At 70.5% G+C, this 17525-nt stretch carries 18 protein-coding genes; 4 read left to right on the forward strand and 14 right to left on the reverse strand.

Translation table 11 applies throughout. The features are described 5' to 3' along the window. Positions 1-35 precede the first annotated feature (35 nt). The 7 genes from ACNYS0_RS11655 to ACNYS0_RS11685 all read right to left on the reverse strand — a co-directional run bounded on the left by ACNYS0_RS11655 (position 36) and on the right by ACNYS0_RS11685 (position 6639). Positions 36-827, reverse strand: a complete 792-nt coding sequence (locus ACNYS0_RS11655; protein WP_422473016.1) for a DUF3159 domain-containing protein — start codon at positions 825-827, stop codon at positions 36-38. A 3-nt stretch (positions 828-830) separates the two neighbouring features. Next, positions 831-1241, reverse strand: a complete 411-nt coding sequence (locus tag ACNYS0_RS11660) for an OB-fold nucleic acid binding domain-containing protein (RefSeq protein ID WP_385765766.1) — start codon at positions 1239-1241, stop codon at positions 831-833. 65 nt (positions 1242-1306) lie between these two features. Continuing rightward, the gene (locus ACNYS0_RS11665; protein ID WP_422473018.1) at positions 1307-1990 is read right to left on the reverse strand and encodes a response regulator; all 684 of its coding nucleotides are present in this window, start codon (positions 1988-1990) and stop codon (positions 1307-1309) included. Then, a complete protein-coding gene (locus ACNYS0_RS11670; RefSeq protein ID WP_422473020.1) occupies positions 1987-4569 on the reverse strand; it encodes a DUF4118 domain-containing protein in 2583 nt (860 codons plus the stop codon). The genes ACNYS0_RS11665 and ACNYS0_RS11670 overlap by 4 nt, the downstream gene beginning before the upstream one ends. Positions 4570-4734: 165 nt before the next feature. Further along, the gene (locus ACNYS0_RS11675; RefSeq protein WP_422473022.1) at positions 4735-5493 is read right to left on the reverse strand and encodes a DUF3710 domain-containing protein; all 759 of its coding nucleotides are present in this window, start codon (positions 5491-5493) and stop codon (positions 4735-4737) included. A gap of 1 nt (position 5494) precedes the next feature. Then, on the reverse strand, positions 5495-6019 hold the full coding sequence (gene dut / locus ACNYS0_RS11680; protein WP_422411684.1) for a dUTP diphosphatase: 525 nt from the start codon (positions 6017-6019) through the stop codon (positions 5495-5497). 35 nt (positions 6020-6054) lie between these two features. Then, complete coding sequence (locus ACNYS0_RS11685; protein WP_422473024.1) at positions 6055-6639, reverse strand: PaaI family thioesterase; 585 nt, start codon at positions 6637-6639, stop codon at positions 6055-6057. Between the two features lie 58 nt (positions 6640-6697). Between ACNYS0_RS11685 and ACNYS0_RS11690 the strand changes: the two genes are divergently transcribed. Then, positions 6698-7147 (forward strand): DUF3093 domain-containing protein, encoded by a 450-nt coding sequence (locus ACNYS0_RS11690; protein WP_422473026.1) that lies wholly within the window; start codon positions 6698-6700, stop codon positions 7145-7147. Between the two features lie 25 nt (positions 7148-7172). Here ACNYS0_RS11690 and ACNYS0_RS11695 read toward each other — a convergent pair whose 3' ends face one another. The 4 genes from ACNYS0_RS11695 to ACNYS0_RS11710 form a co-directional block, all read right to left on the reverse strand. Continuing rightward, entirely contained in the window at positions 7173-8108 is a 936-nt protein-coding gene (locus tag ACNYS0_RS11695; RefSeq protein WP_422473028.1) for a hypothetical protein, read from the reverse strand. 13 nt (positions 8109-8121) lie between these two features. After that, a complete protein-coding gene (locus ACNYS0_RS11700) occupies positions 8122-8418 on the reverse strand; it encodes a DUF4193 domain-containing protein (RefSeq protein WP_018535993.1) in 297 nt (98 codons plus the stop codon). Positions 8419-8845: 427 nt separating this feature from the next. After that, positions 8846-10087, reverse strand: a complete 1242-nt coding sequence (locus ACNYS0_RS11705; RefSeq protein ID WP_422410627.1) for a sensor histidine kinase — start codon at positions 10085-10087, stop codon at positions 8846-8848. Positions 10088-10094: 7 nt separating this feature from the next. Further along, positions 10095-10748, reverse strand: coding sequence for a response regulator transcription factor (locus ACNYS0_RS11710; RefSeq protein ID WP_266714992.1), 654 nt, complete (start codon positions 10746-10748; stop codon positions 10095-10097). Between the two features lie 341 nt (positions 10749-11089). Here ACNYS0_RS11710 and ACNYS0_RS11715 point away from each other — a divergent pair, with 341 nt between their 5' ends. Further along, positions 11090-11263, forward strand: a complete 174-nt coding sequence (locus ACNYS0_RS11715) for a hypothetical protein (RefSeq protein WP_385765791.1) — start codon at positions 11090-11092, stop codon at positions 11261-11263. A gap of 110 nt (positions 11264-11373) precedes the next feature. On the opposite strand, the gene ACNYS0_RS11720 is transcribed toward ACNYS0_RS11715, so the two are convergent. After that, complete coding sequence (locus tag ACNYS0_RS11720) at positions 11374-12216, reverse strand: inositol monophosphatase family protein (RefSeq protein ID WP_422473030.1); 843 nt, start codon at positions 12214-12216, stop codon at positions 11374-11376. A gap of 10 nt (positions 12217-12226) precedes the next feature. Next, positions 12227-13366, reverse strand: coding sequence for a ferrochelatase (locus ACNYS0_RS11725; protein ID WP_422473032.1), 1140 nt, complete (start codon positions 13364-13366; stop codon positions 12227-12229). A gap of 105 nt (positions 13367-13471) precedes the next feature. Here ACNYS0_RS11725 and ACNYS0_RS11730 point away from each other — a divergent pair, with 105 nt between their 5' ends. Together ACNYS0_RS11730 and ACNYS0_RS11735 are read left to right on the forward strand one after the other, a co-directional pair. Next, on the forward strand, positions 13472-14746 hold the full coding sequence (locus ACNYS0_RS11730) for an MFS transporter (RefSeq protein ID WP_422473034.1): 1275 nt from the start codon (positions 13472-13474) through the stop codon (positions 14744-14746). Continuing rightward, positions 14676-16025 carry a D-arabinono-1,4-lactone oxidase gene (locus ACNYS0_RS11735; protein ID WP_422473036.1) on the forward strand — a complete coding sequence of 450 codons (1350 nt, stop codon included), beginning with the start codon at positions 14676-14678 and terminating at the stop codon, positions 16023-16025. The genes ACNYS0_RS11730 and ACNYS0_RS11735 overlap by 71 nt, the downstream gene beginning before the upstream one ends. A gap of 31 nt (positions 16026-16056) precedes the next feature. Here the strand turns inward: ACNYS0_RS11735 and ACNYS0_RS11740 are convergent, their stop codons facing one another. Next, the gene (locus tag ACNYS0_RS11740; RefSeq protein WP_422473038.1) at positions 16057-17355 is read right to left on the reverse strand and encodes a hypothetical protein; all 1299 of its coding nucleotides are present in this window, start codon (positions 17353-17355) and stop codon (positions 16057-16059) included. Between the last annotated feature and the right edge of the window lie 170 nt (positions 17356-17525).

A 17525-nucleotide genomic window follows, 5' to 3' on the forward strand; every position in this document is an offset into this window, starting at 1 on the left:
GCGTACTCGGTGGCGTACTCGGTGGCGTACGAGGATCAGGCCTCGCGGCGGTGCCGCGGCGCGCCCCCGCCCTCGCTGCGGGCCGCCTCGGCCTTCTCGCGGTCGGCCTCCTTCTCGCGGTCGGCCGCCTCCATCTCCGCGAACACGTCGATGGGCGCGGGCGCCTTCGCCAGGAAGACCCACGTGAGCCACACGGCCAGCAGGAACGGCGGGATCTTCAACGCGACGAGCACCCAGCCGAATTGGGTGTTGGCCGAGTCCGTGTCCGCCCAGAAGTACATCGGGAACAGGATCGCGCACTTGGCCAGGAGGATGAGACCCCAGGCCCAACTCGCCTTCGCGTAGGCCTTCTTGCGCCCCGGGTTGCGGGTGCGCCACGACAGGTTCTCCTTGAACACCGGCCCGAGGATCAGGCCGATCAGGGGCACCCCGCACAGCGTGGTGACGATGTAGGCGAGCGCGAGCCCCAGCGTGTAGAGCATGCCGGGCAGGTAGAAGTCCTTGGCGTTGCCCGTCATCATCGCGAAGACCACACCGAAGGCGACGCCGAAGACGCCGCTGAAGGCGTGCTTCACGGTGTCCTTCATGACCAGGCGCACGGCCACCATCACCAGGGACACCGCGATGGCCGCGATGGCCGCCATGTGCAGGTCCTTGTTGACCGTGAAGATGCTCACGAAGAGGAGGCCCGGCAGGACGGTCTCCACCATGCCCCGCACGCCGCCGAAGGCCTCGAAGAGCGCGGCCTCGGTCACGGACTTGTCCGTCACGTCCTGCCCGTCCTGGCCTGTGGATTCGCGGTCGGTCGGCTTGTCGAGGGACGTCACCGGTTACTCCCGTCCGAGCGGTCTGAGTTCGTACTTCGGATTGAACAGCACCCTACGGCCCCGGCTCATCGAGATCCGTCCCGAAGCTATGAGTTTGCGCCCCGGCTCGATCCCGACGATCGAGCGCCTGCCGAGCCACACCACGTCCACCGCGGCCGAGCCGTCGAACAGCTCCGCCTCCAGTGCGGGAACTCCGGCGCGTGGCCGCAGGGTTACCGTGCGCAACGTACCAGTTACGGTGACCATTTGTCGGTCCGTGCAGTCGCCGATGCGCGTGCAGCCGGTGGTCTCCGAGTCCTCGCGCAGCTCCTCCGACTCCAGGTCCTCCTGGGAACTGGACAGCCGGTCGAGCATGCGCCGGAAACGGCCCGCCGGCTTCTCGGAGGCCCTGTCGGAACGCGGAACAGCACTCATACTGGAAGCGTACCTGGGCCCTGTGACACGGTCGTACCCGCTGGTGTACCCCGCTTCGGCGCGCCTCACCGCTCGAATCGGTAGCCCATTCCCGGCTCCGTGACGAAGTGCCGCGGATGCGAGGGGTCGGCCTCCAACTTGCGGCGCAACTGCGCCATGTACACCCGCAGGTAGTTGGTCTCCGTCCCGTACGAGGGCCCCCACACCTCCTGCAAGAGCTGCTTCTGGCTCACCAGGCGGCCCGTATTGCGCACCAGGACCTCCAGGAGATGCCATTCGGTCGGGGTCAGCCGTACGTCGTGCCCGCCCCTGTTGACCTTTTTCGCGGCCATGTCGACCGTGAAGTCCGAGGTCTCGACGATCCCCTCGTCCTCGCTCCCGCCGGTGGGCTCGGCCCGCCGCACGGCCGCCCGCAGCCGGGCGAGGAGCTCGTCCATGCCGAAGGGCTTGGTCACGTAGTCGTCGGCGCCCGCGTCGAGCGCCTCGACCTTCTCGTCGGACGAATGCCGCGCGGACAGCACGAGGATCGGTACGCGGGTCCAGCCGCGCAGCCCCTTGATCACCTCGACGCCGTCCATGTCGGGCAGACCCAGGTCGAGGACGATCACGTCGGGGTGGCGGGCGGCGGCGAGCTGGAGCGCCTGCGCCCCGTCCGTGGCGGCGTCCACCTCGTACTTGCGCGCCTTCAGGTTGATGACGAGGGCGCGCACGATCTGCGGCTCGTCGTCGACCACGAGCACCCGGGTCATGCGTTCCTGCCTCTCTGGGGTCCTGCTGCGGTGGGTTCGGCCTCCGGGGCCGCGTTGGGGGTGGTGCGGGCCGCGGCCCGCAGGGTCAGGACCATCGTGAGCCCGCCTCCCGGGGTGTCCTCGGCGCCCAGCGTGCCTCCCATGGCCTCCGTGAAGCCGCGCGCCACGGCGAGCCCGAGGCCCACACCGGCGCCGCGCGGAGCGTCACCGTAGCGCTGGAAGGGCTCGAAAATCCGGTCCTTCGCATCGTCCGGCACCCCGGGGCCGCGGTCCACGACGCGCAGCTCGACGCGGTCGCCGAGCGCGCTCGCCGAGACGAGGACGGGCTGGTCGGCCGGGCTGTACTTGACCGCGTTCTCGACGACGTTGGCGACGGCCCGCTCCAGGAGTCCCTTGTCGACGCTGACCATGGGCAGCGTCTCGGGTACGTCCAGGTCGACGCTGAGGTCCGGGTCCGGCACGCCGACCAGCGCCATCGGCACGACCTCGTCGAGGTCGATCTCGCGGATGAGCGGGGTGACGGTGCCGGTCTGGAGGCGCGACATGTCGAGCAGGTTCCCGACGAGGTGGTCGAGCCGGTCGGCGCCCTCCTCGATCCCGGCGAGCAGCTCCGCCTGGTCCTCGGGCGACCAGTCGACGTCCTCGGAGCGCAGGGACGACACCGACGCCTTGATGCTCGCCAGCGGGGTGCGCAGATCGTGCGAGACGGCGGCCAGCAGCGCCGTACGGATGCGGTTGCCCTCGGCGAGGGTGCGTGCCTGGTCGGCCTCGGACTGCAAGCGCTGGCGGTCCAGTACGACGGCGGCCTGCGCGGCGAAGGCGGCGAGCACCCGCCGGTCCTCCGCGGGCAGCACCCGCCCGGTCAGGGCCAGCGCCATGTGGTCGCCGACCGGCATGTCGACGTCGGCGTCCTCGGGGCGGCCGAGGGTCTGCGGTCCCACGCTCGCCGCACAGGTCCACGGCGCGGTGTCGCCCTCCCGCTCCAGGAGGACCACGGACTCCATCGCGAAGGTCTCCCGTACGCGTTCGAGCAGCGCCTCCAGGCTGGTGTCGCCGCGCAGCACGCTGCCCGCCAGGAAGGAGAGGATCTCGGACTCGGCGCGCAGCCTGGCCGCCTGGTGGGTGCGCCGCGCCGCGGTGTCCACGACCGAGGCCACCGACACCGCGACCCCTACGAAGATCACGATGGCGACGATGTTGCGGGGGTCGGCGACGGTCCACAGGTGCAGCGGCGGCGTGAAGAAGTAGTTGAGCAGCAGCGAGCCGAAGGCCGCGGAGGCCAGCGCCGGGAGCAGCCCGCCGACCAGCGCGGCGGCGACCGTCAGCGACAGGAACAGCAGCATGTCGTTGGCGAGGCCGAGGTCGCTGTGGGTGTGCGTGAGGATCAGCGAGAGCAGCGCGGGGCCGCCGACGCCGATCAGCCAGCCCCAGACGATCCGGGAGCGGCCGAGCCGGGCGCCGCGGGCGACGGGCAGTCCGCGCCCCTTGGCGACCTCGTCGTGCGTGACGATGTGCACGTCGAGGTCGGTCCCGGACTCGCGGGCGACGGTCGCCCCGACACCGGGGCCGAACATGTACTGCCAGGTCTTGCGGCGCGAGGAGCCGAGGACGATCTGGGTGGCGTTGACGCCGCGGGCGAACTCCAGGAGGGCGGCGGGGATGTCGTCGCCGATGACGTGGTGGAACGTGCCGCCCAGGTCCTCGACCAGGGTGCGCTGGACGGCCAGCTCCTTGGGCGAGGCGGCGGTGAGGCCGTCGCTGCGGGCGATGTAGACCGCGAGCACCTCGCCGCCCGCGCCCTTCTCGGCGAGCCGCGCCGCGCGCCTGATCAGCGTGCGGCCCTCGGGGCCTCCGGTCAGTCCGACGACGATGCGCTCGCGGGCCTGCCAGGTGGAGCGGATGTTGTGCTCGCCCCGGTACTCCTGGAGGTACTCGTCGGCCCGGTCGGCGACCCACAGGAGCGCCAACTCCCGCAGTGCGGTGAGGTTCCCGGGGCGGAAGTAGTTGGAGAGCGCCGCGTCGACCTTGTCCGGCTTGTAGATGTTGCCGTGCGCCATGCGGCGGCGCAGCGCCTGCGGCGACATGTCGACGAGCTCGATCTGGTCGGCACGGCGGACGACCTCGTCGGGGACCGTCTCGCGTTGACGTACACCAGTGATCGAATCAACCACATCGCCGAGTGACTCAAGATGCTGGATGTTGACGGTCGATATGACGTCGATGCCCGCACCAAGCAGTTCCTCGACGTCCTGCCAGCGCTTGGCGTTGCGCGAGCCCGGCACGTTCGTGTGGGCCAGCTCGTCGACGAGGGCGACGGCGGGGGCGCGCCGCAGCACGGCGTCCACGTCCATCTCGTGGAAGGCGGTCCCCCGGTAGGCGAGCTCCCGGCGCGGGATCTGCTCCAGGCCGTGCAGCATCACCTCGGTGCGCGGCCGGTCGTGATGCTCGACGAACGCGACGACGCAGTCGGTGCCCCGCTCCACCCGGCGGTGCGCCTCCGACAGCATCGCGTACGTCTTGCCGACGCCCGGCGCCGAGCCGAGGTAGATACGTAGTTTGCCGCGCGTCCCGCGTCCCATGAACCTGAGCCTAAGGCCAGTGAACTGTGCAAATGGGCTGGAGGGCGGCCGGGCGGGCTGCTTTGACGCAACCCTGATGCGGCCCGTGGGCCGCCTGACGCACGAAACCGGGGCCGCGCACCCTCACGGATGCGCGGCCCCGGTCACGTACTGCGAAGAAGCGCCTCAGCGGACCTCGGTGATCTCCGGGCCGCGGGCCAGCTGGCCCATGCCGCCGGAGAAGCGCGAGGCTTCCTGGCCCTCGGCCTGGGCGCTCTCGGCGACCATCTGCGCGTCGTCGGGGAGCTTCAGGACGATCGGGTCGCGCGGGGCCATCGGGCCGTCGCCGCGCACCACGACGGTGTCGCGGAAGATCTGCTCCAGGAGACCGGCCGCCTGCGGCTGCACGGCGCCCTGGCCCGAGATCACGCCGCGCAGGAACCAGCGCGGGCCGTCCACGCCGATGAACCGCACGACCTGGAAGCCGCCCGTGCCGTCCGGCAGCTGCACCGGCACCTGGGCCCGCAGCTCCCAGCCGAGCGGGCCCTCGATCTCGTCGATCACACCACCCTGCTGGGTGATGCCCGAGGCGATCTCCTCGCGGACCTCGCCCCAGATGCCCTCCTTCTTGGGGGCGGCGAAGGCCTGCAACTGGATCGCGCTGTCCTGGAGGACGACGGTCGCCGCGACGATCGCGTCGCCCGCGACCTCCACGCGCAACTCCATGCCCTCCACGCCGGGGACGAAGACGCCACCCAGGTCGACCCGGCCCTCGCCGGGCTCGCGGACCTCGGAGGCGTCCCAGGGCCCGTCGGGACGGGGCTCGGGCTCGAGCCGGACGCGCTCCTCCCCGTCCGTGTCGCCACTGTCGACGCTGTCGACGACCTGCTCGGCCTCGCCGGCCGCATCCTCGGCGGCGCCGTCCTTGTTACGACGTCCGAACACGTCACTGTCCTTCCCGGTCGGATACGACCGAAGCGTATCGATTCCCACCCTTTTGACCGTCCGCGCCGTCACCGGCAACGGTCGGGTCACCCACGGCAGCGTGCCCGCCGGTCGACCCGAAGCCCCCTTCGGCCCGCACCGAATCGGGAAGCTCCGCGACCTCCTGGAAGCGGACCCTCTCGACCTGCTGGACCACCAGTTGGGCAATCCGGTCGAAGCGCTCGAACCGCACGCTCTCGCGCGGATCGAGATTCACCACGATCACCTTGATCTCCCCACGGTACCCGGCATCCACCGTCCCGGGGGCATTCACCAGAGCCACGCCACAGCGTGCTGCGAGGCCGGATCTGGGGTGCACGAAGGCCGCGTACCCCTGAGGCAGGGCGACAGACACACCGGTGGGCAGAACGACCCGCTCACCGGGCGCGAGTTCGCACGCCTCGGTGGTGCGCAGGTCGGCTCCCGCGTCACCGGGATGCGCGTACGAAGGCAGCGGCACGTCGGGGTCGACGCGCCGCACCAGCACGCCGAGTTCGTTGCCGGGGCCGCTGGGGGCAGTGCTCACGGATTCACCTCGAAGGCGCGGGCGCGCCTGACCTGGTCGGGGTCGCTCATGGCCGCCTGGATCTCTTCCTCGCGGCCGTTCTCGATGAAGTGGTCGACCTTGACCTCGATGAAGACGGCGTCGGCACGCACCGCGACGGGCCCCTCGGGGCCGCCGATCCGGCCGGTCGCGGTCGAGTAGATCTTGCGTCCCGCGACGGCCGTCACCTCGGCGGACAGGAACAGCACCGTGTCCACGGGAACGGGCCGCACGAAGTCGGTCTCCAGACGACCGGTCACGGCGATGGCCTGGAGCAGCCAGTTCAGGGAGCCGAGCGTCTCGTCGAGCGCGGTCGCGAGGACCCCGCCGTGCGCGAGACCCGGCGCGCCCTGGTGCGCGGGGCGCACGGTGAACTCGGCGGTGACGGTGACGCCTTCACCGGCCCGCGCCTCCAGGTGCAGCCCGTGCGGCTGCTCGCCGCCGCAGCCGAAACAGTGTCCGTAGTGCGCGCCGAGGAGCTCGCCGGCGGCGGGCGCGTCGGGGTGCCGGACCGGGGCTATGGCGTCGGCGGGGGGCGTCAGAGCTGCAGAAGTACCACTCACAGCCGCAGACCTTACCCGCGCGTCCTATCAGTGCACGCATCGTGCCAAGCTTGACCCCATGGAGCTCTCGACGACGCCTTACGAGGAACGACTCACCGCGCCGCGTTCGTGGTGGTTGATCACCTTCATGGTGGGGGTCGTGGGGGCCATCATCCTGCTGCCCTTCGGCACGTTGCCGCTGCTCGGGGGCTTCGTCGGCGGTCTGCTCATCGCGTCCGTGATCACCAGCGCGTACGGCTCCGCGCGGGTCCGCGTCGTGGCCGACTCACTGGTCGCCGGCGACGCGAAGATCCCGCTGTCGGCCCTCGGCGAAGTGCACGTCCTGGACGCGGAGGAGGCCCGCGCGTGGCGCACCTACAAGGCCGACCCGCGCGCCTTCATGCTGCTGCGCAGCTACGTCCCGACCGCGGTGCGGGCGGAGATCACCGATCCCTCGGACCCCACGCCGTACGTCTACCTGTCGACGCGCGAACCTGAAGCTTTGGCAAAGGCTCTGAGCCGCGCCTGAGGGCCGCGCCCGACAGCGGACGGGGTCAGGCCCCGATCTCCAGGGCGTCGGGCGGCTCCTCCAGGGACGGCAGCTCGCTCAGCGCCTCCCAGGGCACCTGGTGCCGCCGCAGGTCCTGACGCACCCGGTCCGCGAGCTTCTTGGTGTCGCGCCGGTTCATGAACGCCCCCACCGCCGCGCCGATCATGAACGGCGTCAGGCTCGGCAGGTTCCGCACCATCCGCTTCATGATCTGCTGGCGCAGTTCGCGCTTCATCTGCCCGCCGAGCGCCGCGTTGATCGTCGTCGGCTTCGCCACGTCGATGCCGCGCTCTTCGGTCCACGAGGTCAGATAGGCGCTGCTGCGGTCCTTCAGATTCCCCGGCGGGCGCAGCCCGTAGACCTCGTGCAGCTCGGCGATGAGCTTCAGCTCGATCGCGGCCACACCGGTGATCTCCGTGGCCAGCTCGTACGGCATCGCGGGCGGGACGGGCAGCATCGCGGCGGCGCCGACTCCCGCGCCCACGGTGGACGTGGCGGCGGACGCGCCCGTGACCAGCTTGTCCGCGAGGCGTTCGGGTTCGAGGTCGGGGAACTGCTTGCGGAGGGTCGCCAGGTCCCGCACGGGAACCCGCGGCGCGTTCTCAATGATCCGGTCGGCGAGATAGCCGATCGAGGCCTTGGCGGCCGCGCCGCCCTTGGCCAGCCCCGTTCTGGCTGTTCTGGCGCTTCTCGCGACGGCGCCGCCTCTGCGCGCACCGTCACCGTCGGCCGCCGGGGCCACCGGCAGGTCGCCCGTCGGCTCAGGGGCGTCCGCCGATTCGAGCGAGGCGTCTTCTCCGGGGGCACCGGGCTCTGTACCGGGTGCTCCTGGGAAAGAGCCTCGCTCGTCGTCACGCACGGCCTCTGACGGGCCTTGAACCGCTCCGCGGACCTTCTTGTTGCGGGAGCGGCGCTTCCAGGGCGGGGTCGAGCTGGTCATGCCCGACCCGCCCTCAGTCGCAGTCGCGGCAAATGGGCTGCCCGTTCTTCTCCCGCGCGAGCTGGCTGCGGTGGTGCACCAGGAAGCAGCTCATGCAGGTGAACTCGTCCTGCTGCTTGGGCAGGACACGGACGGCCAGCTCCTCGTTCGAGAGGTCGGCGCCCGGAAGCTCCAGGCCCTCCGCCGCCTCGAACTCGTCCACGTCGACGTTCGAAGCCGACTTGTCGTTACGCCGCGACTTCAGTTCCTCAATGCTGTCTTCGTTGAGGTCGTCATCGGTCTTGCGTGGGGTGTCGTAATCCGTTGCCATGTCGCTCTCCCCCTCTGGGTGTCTGCGGTGTCTCAAGCGCCGTAACGCATGAGAGGCCGGACTTGTGCCCGACCTGAGGCGGAGATTTTGCCTCACATCAAGGTCTGTTACTCAATCGACACCCAACTGGACCCCTCACGAGTGATCGTCTTGGGTGGCGAACGGGACCGTACACGGTCCGATTGCCGCACTGCACAGGCGCCACCCCGTGTACTTCCCGTGATCAAGGCGCCCGAAAACCCGGACTTTCCCGGCTTTCACACGGCTTTTGCGATCACGGAGAGTGGACGGCCGAAAAAAAGTCCATGTGATCGATCACACACGGAGATCTCCGGCGCAGGTCCGGAAAATTCAGCCAAAAGCGAACTTCCCCAGCGCGTCGGCGGAAGCATGTCAGATCCATGCGCGCGACGCACGTCGAACCGGCCTAGATCGGCAGGGTGACCCGCATCACGAGCCCACCCCCCTCGCGCGGCTCGGCGGTGATGCGGCCTCCATGGGCGCGCGCGACGGACCGGGCGATGGAGAGCCCGAGGCCCACACCCTTGTCGCTGCCGGTGCGCTCGGTACGCAGCCGCCTGAAGGGTTCGAAGAGGTTGTCGATCTCGTACGCGGGGACCACCGGGCCCGTGTTCGCCACCACCAGGACCGCCTGGCCGTGCTGGGCCTCCGTGTCCACCTCCACCCATCCCCCTTCGGGGATGTTGTAGCGGACGGCGTTCTGCACGAGGTTCAGGGCGATGCGCTCCAGGAGCACGCCGTTGCCCTGGATCACCGCTTCCTTGCACTCGCCGCGGATCTCCACGTTCTTCTCGTCGGCCTCGGCCCTCGCCTGGTCGATCGCCTGCGAGGCGACCTCCGCCAGGTCCACGGGCTTGCGCTCGACGATCTGGTTGTCGCTGCGGGCGAGCAGCAGCAGCCCCTCCACGAGCTGCTCACTGCGCTCGTTCGTGGCGAGCAGGGTCTTGCCGAGCTGCTGGAGCTCCACAGGGGCGCCCGGATCGGAGAGGTGCACCTCCAGGAGGGTGCGGTTGATCGCGAGCGGTGTGCGCAGCTCGTGCGAGGCGTTGCCGACGAAGCGCTGCTGCGCCGTGAACGCGCGCTCCAGGCGGTCCAGCATCTCGTCGAAGGTGTCCGAAAGTTCCTTCAGCTCGTCGTCGGGCCCGTCCAGCTCGATGCGGCGCGTCAGGTCCGTGCCGGCGACCCGGCGCGCGGTGCGCGTGATCCGGCCGAGCGGGGACAGGACGCGGCCCGCCATGGCGTAGCCGAAGGCGAAGGCGATCACGGCGAGCCCCATCAGGGCCATCAGGGAGCGGCTGAGCAGCACGTCGAGGGCGTGCTGGCGCTGCTTGTTGACGCAGGAGTTCATCAGGTCGTTCAGCTCGCTCGCCGAGATGTTCCCCGGCGGGAAATTGCAGCTGGTGCTGATGACGTGCCCGTCGGTGACCTTGAACGGCAGATCGCCGCCCACGTCGAGGGCCTGCGCGGCCAGGAGGTAGATGATCGAGAGCAGCAGGATGCCCGCGATCAGGAACATGCCTCCGTACAGCAGCGTGAGCCGTATCCGGATGGTCGGGCGGAGCCAGGGGAAGGGCGGCTCCGCCTTCGTCCCGGGCTTCCATGTCGGTTTCGGTGGCGCCTGAGAGGGGGGCGCGGGTGCGGCGGCCATCCAGGGATCAGATCCGGTAGCCCGAGCCGGGCACGGTGACGATGACGGCGGGCTCGCCCAGCTTGCGGCGCAGGGTCATCACGGTGACCCGGACGACGTTGGTGAACGGGTCCGTGTTCTCGTCCCAGGCCTTCTCCAGGAGCTGCTCGGCGGAGACCACGGCGCCCTCGCTGCGCAGCAGCACCTCGAGGACCGCGAACTCCTTGGGGGCGAGCTGGATCTCCTTGCCGTCCCGGAACACCTCGCGGCGGTTCGGGTCGAGCTTGATCCCGGCGCGCTCGAGCACGGGCGGCAGCGGCATGCTCGTACGCCGCCCGAGGGCCCGCACACGGGCCGTCAGCTCGCTGAACGCGAAGGGCTTGGGGAGGTAGTCGTCCGCCCCGATCTCCAGGCCCTCCACGCGGTCGCTGACGTCGCCCGAGGCGGTCAGCATCAGGATGCGGGTGGGCATGCCCAGCTCGACGAGCTTGCGGGCCACGTCGTCGCCGTGCACGAGCGGGAGGTCGCGGTCGAGAACGACCACGTCGTAGTCGTTGACGCCGATGCGCTCCAGGGCGGCCGCACCGTCGTACACGACGTCGACGGCCATGGCCTCCCGGCGGAGTCCGGTGGCTACCGCATCGGCGAGCAGTTGCTCGTCCTCGACGACGAGTACGCGCACGTCGCTTGTCCTTCCTCTGGTCTCCCACCAGCGCGTTTCTCGGGGCGCGCGGGCAGGCTCGGTGTGGGCTGTGGTCACCATCCTGCCCCTTTCGGCCATAAACCGGCTGTAAGACGGACTGGCGTCCCGGGGAATGCGGGATTTTCTGCGCGGGTTGAGGTTTCTGCGGAAGGGGCCTTGGGGAGGACGGCTGTACACCCGCGATCACGCTTTGTATGTGGCATGCCACGAGCCGCTGTCGAGACCGCACATCCGCCAGGGGCGACTCGGGACGTGATCGACCCTTCCCAGGGCACACCCCCGTGCCATCGACCCACGACCCAGGACGAGGGGGCGCAACCATGGACGCATTCACCGCAGGACTTCTGCAGCGCATTAGGGCGGCCGAGACCGACCTGTCGCGGGCGCGCGAGACCGGTGACGACTTCCTCGCCGAGGTCGAGCAGGGCGAGCTGGACGACCTCCGCCGCCTCGCCGCCGAGCACGGCGTGGAGGTTCACGCCTCGAGCGTCTGACGCAACACGGAAGGGCCCCGGCGCCGGTTCGATCCAGGCGGGCGCCGGGGCCCTTTCGTATGCGCTCTCGGGCGCCGTGCCGTGAGCTCGCGTGCCGCGAGCCGGAACGCTCAGTCGTGCCAGGCGCCGAGCTCTTCGAGCCAATTCTGGAGCGGCTCGAATACGCCGGGCGGCGCCGCGACCGTCAGCTCCGGAGAGAGCGGCTCCCCGGGGCGGCCGCCCGTGCGGGCGCCCGCCTCGCGCGCGATGAGGTCGCCGGCCGCGAAGTCCCAGGGGTTCAGGCCGCGTTCGTAGTACGCGTCCATGCGGCCGAGCGCCACGTCGCACAGGTCGATGGCGGCCGAGCCGCCTCGTCGGATGTCGCGCACGCGCGGCACCAGGTGACCGAGGACCTCGGCCTGGCGGGCGCGGCGCGACTCCAGGTAGCCGAAGCCGGTGCCGACGAGGGCCTGCTCGAGAGGCGGCGCCACGCGCGTGTGCGCGGGGCGGTCGTTCACGAAGGCGCCCCCGCCGAGGACGGCGCGGTAGGTCTCGCCGCGCATCGGGGCGGCGACGACGCCGACGATGGTCTCGCCGTCCTTGCGGGCCGCGATGGAGACGGACCAATCGGGGCGCCCGTACAGATAGTTGACGGTGCCGTCGATGGGGTCGATCACCCACTGGACGCCGCTGGTGCCCTCGCTGGAGGCGCCCTCCTCGCCGAGCACCCCGTCCTCGGGGCGGCGCTCGGCCAGGTAGTCCGTGATCAGCTTCTCGGAGGCGATGTCCATCTCGGTGACGACGTCGACGGCGCTCGTCTTGGTCGCGGCGACGCCGAGGTCCTCGGGCCTGCCGTCGCGCAGGAACACACCGGCCCGGGCCGCCGCCTCCAGGGCGATCTCGAGCAGTTCCGCCTTGAGCGACGCGAGGTCGTCGGCGGTGCGGGCGGCCTCGGTGGCCTTGGGATCGGTCACGTGACTGTCCTTACGCGTACGGGCTGTCGGCGCCGGCGGCGGCCGGCTTGGGGGTGCGGGCGGGGCAGCAGCCCACGGGGCACAGGTCGTGGCCGGCCCCGAGGGCTCCCAGGGCGCAAGGAGTGACGTTCCGTCCGCTCTCGGTGGCGGCCCGCTCCAGGGCCAGCTCCCGCACGGCGGCGGCGAAGCGCGGGTCGGCTCCCACGGTCGCGGAGCGGCGCACCGGAAGGCCCAGCTCCGCGGCCTTCGCCTCGGCCTCGGTGTCGAGGTCGTAGAGGACCTCCATGTGGTCGGAGACGAAGCCGATGGGCGCCATGACGACGGCCGGGACGCCCGCCGCGTGGCGCTCCTCCAGGTGGTCGCAGATGTCGGGCTCGAGCCACGGGATGTGCGGGGCGCCGGAACGCGACTGGTAGACGAGCTGCCAGGGGTGGGCGACGCCCGTCTCCTCGCGCACCGCGTCGGCGATGAGCCGCGCGACCTCCAGGTGCTGCTTCACGTACGCGCCGCCGTCGCCGTGCTCCTCGGGGCGCCCGGAGGTGTCGGCCGCCGCGGTCGGAATGGAGTGCGTGGTGAAGGCGATGTGGGCGCCGGCGCGGACGTCGTCGGGGAGATCGGCGAGGGACTTCAGGACGCCCTCGATCATGGGGCGGACGAAGCCGGGGTGGTTGAAGTAGTGCCGCAGCTTGTCGATCCGAGGCAGCTCCAGGCCCTCGGCCTCCAGCACGGCGAGCGACTCGGCGAGGTTCTCGCGGTACTGGCGGCAGCCCGAGTACGAGGCGTAGGCGCTGGTGGCGAGGACGAGGATGCGACGGTGGCCGTCGGTGACCATCTCGCGCAGCGTGTCCGTCAGGTACGGCGCCCAGTTCCGGTTGCCCCAGTAGACCGGCAGTTCCAGGCCGTGGTCGGCGAAGTCCTTGCGCAGGGCGTCGAGCAGGGCCCTGTTCTGGTCGTTGATCGGGCTGACCCCGCCGAACAGGAAGTAGTGCTGCCCGACCTCTTTGAGCCGCTCCTTGGGGATGCCCCGGCCGCGCGTCACGTTCTCCAGGAACGGGACGACGTCGTCGGGGCCCTCCGGGCCTCCGAACGAGAGCAGCAGCAGGGCGTCGTAGGGACGGGCATCGGGGCTGGCAGCGTGCGCTTCTGGCATGTCTTCGATCCTGCCACCCGGCACTGACAGGCGGAAAACCGCGTGTCCCCCGACCGTGGCGCGCGTAAGCTGTATCAACCACTTTTACGCCTTACCGGAGTCGAGTTGCCCAGCCCCTACCGCGCCATATTCGCCCCGCCCGGAACCAAGAGCTTCTCCGCGGCCGGGCTCCTGGGCCGAATGCCCCTGTCCATGATGGGCATCGGCATCGTCACAATGGTCTCGCAGCTGACCGGGCGCTACGGACTGGCGGGCGCCCTGTCCGCGACGGTGGCGCTGTCCGCCGCGCTGATCGGGCCGCAGATCTCCCGGCTCGTCGACCGGCACGGGCAGCGCCGGGTGCTCCGGCCGGCCACGCTGATCTCGCTCGTCGCCGTCACCGGTCTGCTGCTGTGCGCGAAGTACGCGGCGCCGGACTGGACCCTCTTCGCATGCGCGGCGCTCGTCGGCTGCGTCCCGAGCGTCGGCTCGATGATCCGGTCCCGGTGGGCGGCCCTCTACGGAGACGTCCCGCGGCAGCTGCACACCGCGTACTCCTTCGAGTCGGTCCTCGACGAGGTGTGCTTCGTCTTCGGGCCGATCATCTCGATCGGCCTGTCGACGGTGTGGTTCCCGGAGGCGGGGCCCCTCCTGGCGGGCTGCTTCCTCGCGGCCGGTGTCTTCTGGCTGACGTCGCAGCGGGCCACGGAACCGGTGCCGCACCCGCGTGAACAGCACAGCCGCGGATCGGCGCTCCGCGCGCGTGGCTTGCAGGTCCTGGTGGCGACCTTCGTCGCGACGGGGGCGATCTTCGGCTCGATCGACGTCGTCACGGTGGCCTACGCCGAGGATCTCGGCCACAAGTCGATGGCCAGCGTGGTGCTCGCCGTCTACGCGGCCGGCTCCTGCATCGCGGGCGCCCTGTTCGGCCTGCTGCACTTCAAGGGGGCGCCCGCTCCCAGGTGGCTGGTGGGTGTCGTCACGATGGCCGTGAGTATGATCCCCCTCCAACTGGTCGGGAACCTGCCACTCCTGGCCGTGGCGCTCTTCGTCGCGGGCCTGTCCGTCGCACCGACGATGATCACGACGATGGCCCTCGTCGAGCAGCACGTACCTCGCGCGAAGCTGACCGAGGGCATGACCTGGGTGAGCACCGGACTCTCGGTCGGCGTCGCGCTCGGCTCCTCCGTGGCCGGCTGGGTGATCGACGCGGCCGGGGCGGAAGTCGGGTACGCGGTGCCGGGAGTCTCCGGCGCCGTCGCGGTCCTCGTCGGGCTCCTGGGCTACCGCCGGCTGAAGCGGCCGGTTCCGCAGCGGGGAGGAAGCACGGATGAGCAGGGCACAGCGGGGCACGCCGGGCACGCGGACGGGCAGCCGGAGGAGCAGCGAAGCCTGGCGTAACTGGGCGGGGAACGTCACCGCACGCCCCGTGCGCGAGGTGACGCCCGCTTCCGTCGAGGAGCTGACGGCGGCGGTGCGCGGCGCCGCGCAGGACGGCCTGAAGGTGAAGGCCGTCGGCTCGGGCCACTCCTTCACGGCGGCGGCCGCCACCGACGGGATGTTGATACGCCCTCAACTGTTGACCGGAATCCGCAGCATTGACCGGGAGAACGGGACGGTCACGGTCGAGGCCGGCACTCCGCTCAAGCGACTCAACATGGCCCTGGCCCGTGAGGGCCTGTCGCTCACGAACATGGGCGACATCATGGAGCAGACGGTCTCCGGCGCCACCAGCACCGGCACGCACGGCACGGGCCGCGACTCCGCTTCGATCGCCGCACAGATCAAGGGACTTGAGCTGGTCACCGCGAGTGGCGAACTCCTCACCTGCTCCGAGAAGGAGAATCCCGAGGTCTTCGCGGCGGCCCAGATCGGCCTCGGCGCCCTCGGCATCATCACGGCGATCACCTTCGCCGTGGAACCGATCTTCCTGCTCTCCGCGCGCGAGGAGCCGATGAGCCTCGATCGCGTGCTCACGGACTTCGAGGAGCTGCACGCGGAGAACGAGCACTTCGAGTTCTACTGGTTCCCGCACACGGGCAGCTGCAACACCAAGCGCAACAACCGCAGCGCGGGCCCGGAGGCCCCCGTCCCGAGGCTCAGCGGCTTCGTCGAGGACGAGCTGCTCTCCAACGGCCTGTTCCAGGTGGTCAATTCGATCGGCCGCGCCGTGCCCGCCACGATCCCGTCGATCGCCAAGGTCTCCAGCCGGGCACTGTCCTCCCGGACGTACACGGACATTCCCTACAAGGTCTTCACATCGCCGCGTCGCGTGCGCTTCGTGGAGATGGAGTACGCGGTTCCGCGTACGGCCCTCGTGGACACCCTGCGCGAGCTGAAGTCCATGGTCGACCGCTCGCGCCTGCGGATCAGCTTCCCCGTAGAGGTCCGCACCGCCCCGGCCGACGACATCGCGCTGTCCACGGCGTCCGACCGGGAGACCGCCTACGTGGCCGTGCACATGTACAAGGGGACGCCGTACCACCGGTACTTCACCGCGGCCGAGCAGATCCTCACCGCCCACGAGGGGCGCCCGCACTGGGGCAAGATGCACACCCGCGACGCCGAGTACTTCGCGCGCTTGTACCCGCGCTTCGGCGAGTTCACGGCGCTGCGCGACCGCCTGGACCCGGACCGCGTGTTCGGCAACGCCTATCTGCGGCGGGTCCTCGGCGACTGACCCGCCGACCCCCGGAGGGGCACGCGTCGGATCACTCCGACTGCGGCTGGACGTCCGAGCCCTGCGTGGGCGCGGTGGTCGGGTCGGTGGTGCTGCCGCTGTCCGAACCGGAGTCCGAGCCGCTGTCGGAGCCCGAGTCCGAACCGGAGTCGGAGGAACCGCTGTCCGAGCCGGAGTCCGAACCCGAATCGGAAGACCCACTGTCCGAACCGGAGTCCGAACCCGTGCCGGAACCGTCGGTGCCGCCGGTCTTCGGGGTGGCGCTCGGGTCCGGGGCGGTGGTGGCTCCGCCGTCGTTCTGCTGCGTACCGGAGTCGGAACCGGTGCTTCCGCCGTCGGACGGCGTCTGCGTGGTGTCCGGGGTGGTGTCGCTGTCGGTCGACGAGTTCCGCCCCTTGAAGGCGTCGCCGATGGTGGTGCCACCGCCGCCGCCGAAGGTGTGGCCCGACACCAGTTCGTACGTCGTGATGCCGCCCATGGTGACGCCGAACACGAGGGCCGCGGCGATCAGCGGCCGCTTCCAGCTCTTGATGCGCGAACGGTGCACGGTGCCCTCGGTGAACTCGTCGCCGGCATCCGCTTCGCCTTCGGCGTGCTCGCCGCCTTCGGTGCGGTCGCCGTCCGGCACGCGCAGCATCCGCGTGGCCTCGTCGACCGTCTCCGGGCTGATCAGCTGGGTCTTCTCGGGATCGACCGAGGCGGTCGCGCCCACGGCGCCCAGCAACTGGGTCTTGCCGGTGTCCTCGTCGGGCAGCAGGTCGGCCACGGCGCCCGTGTCGAGCAGTTGGGTCCCCGCGGTGGCCGAGTCGGGGATCCGCTCCATGGCGGTGGCCTGCTCGAGCGCGGAGACCTGCGGCAGCGCCGACGCCTCTTCGGCTTCGGCTGTGGGGGTCGCGCCGGCCCCCCAGGTCGTGGTGGTCGGCAACGCCGACATGGCGGGCCGCGCCGCGGGCGGCTCCGAGCCGGTGACCATGGAACGAGTGGCGTCCATCGAGGAGTCCGAGCGGAAGGTGCGGGGCACGGGCGTGCCCTGTGCCGTCACCGGCACCTGCCGGGTCTTCGGCTTCACCACCCGGACGTCGCGTATCTGCTCGCCGGTGCGTCGGAAGAAGTGCTGAAAGAGCGTGCCGCCGCAGGTGGCGAGGGCGCTGACCACGCCGGCGCCGAGGATCGTCCCGTAGACCCCGAGGCCGGAGGCGAGCTTCGCGGCCACGACGGCGGCGACGGCACTGCCCGCCACCTGCGGGACGCTCAGATCAAGCCGCTTCCCCTTGGGCGCTTCCTCCTCGTTCTCGGATATGTCCTCGGAGATCTCCGACCTCTTGCCCATTGTTGGAACTTGCCTGCCTTTCTCGACAAAACCGCCCATGCCCCAGCGAAGCTCCCAAGAGTAAGCGAACTCCCTAGGACACAAGAGAAAGGACGTATCGGAGGAGGAATCAGTTCCGGTTCCGGAGATTTCGTGAAGCAGAACACGCGGACCCCACACATCGACCGCAA

It is taken from the genome of Streptomyces anthophorae (assembly GCF_049310305.1).
Taxonomy (GTDB): domain Bacteria; phylum Actinomycetota; class Actinomycetes; order Streptomycetales; family Streptomycetaceae; genus Streptomyces.

What these genes read in the sequence shown, in the direction of transcription:
- ACNYS0_RS11660 (WP_385765766.1), bottom strand. Translation starts at nt 1,241, where the DNA reads ATGAGTGCTGTTCCGCGTTCCGACAGGGCCTCCGAGAAGCCGGCGGGC.
- ACNYS0_RS11665 (WP_422473018.1), bottom strand. Translation starts at nt 1,990, where the DNA reads ATGACCCGGGTGCTCGTGGTCGACGACGAGCCGCAGATCGTGCGCGCC.
- ACNYS0_RS11670 (WP_422473020.1), bottom strand. Translation starts at nt 4,569, where the DNA reads ATGGGACGCGGGACGCGCGGCAAACTACGTATCTACCTCGGCTCGGCG.
- ACNYS0_RS11690 (WP_422473026.1), top strand. Translation starts at nt 6,698, where the DNA reads ATGGAGCTCTCGACGACGCCTTACGAGGAACGACTCACCGCGCCGCGT.
- ACNYS0_RS11695 (WP_422473028.1), bottom strand. Translation starts at nt 8,108, where the DNA reads ATGACCAGCTCGACCCCGCCCTGGAAGCGCCGCTCCCGCAACAAGAAG.
- ACNYS0_RS11700 (WP_018535993.1), bottom strand. Translation starts at nt 8,418, where the DNA reads ATGGCAACGGATTACGACACCCCACGCAAGACCGATGACGACCTCAAC.
- ACNYS0_RS11705 (WP_422410627.1), bottom strand. Translation starts at nt 10,087, where the DNA reads ATGGCCGCCGCACCCGCGCCCCCCTCTCAGGCGCCACCGAAACCGACA.
- ACNYS0_RS11715 (WP_385765791.1), top strand. Translation starts at nt 11,090, where the DNA reads ATGGACGCATTCACCGCAGGACTTCTGCAGCGCATTAGGGCGGCCGAG.
- ACNYS0_RS11725 (WP_422473032.1), bottom strand. Translation starts at nt 13,366, where the DNA reads ATGCCAGAAGCGCACGCTGCCAGCCCCGATGCCCGTCCCTACGACGCC.
- ACNYS0_RS11735 (WP_422473036.1), top strand. Translation starts at nt 14,676, where the DNA reads ATGAGCAGGGCACAGCGGGGCACGCCGGGCACGCGGACGGGCAGCCGG.
- ACNYS0_RS11740 (WP_422473038.1), bottom strand. Translation starts at nt 17,355, where the DNA reads ATGGGCAAGAGGTCGGAGATCTCCGAGGACATATCCGAGAACGAGGAG.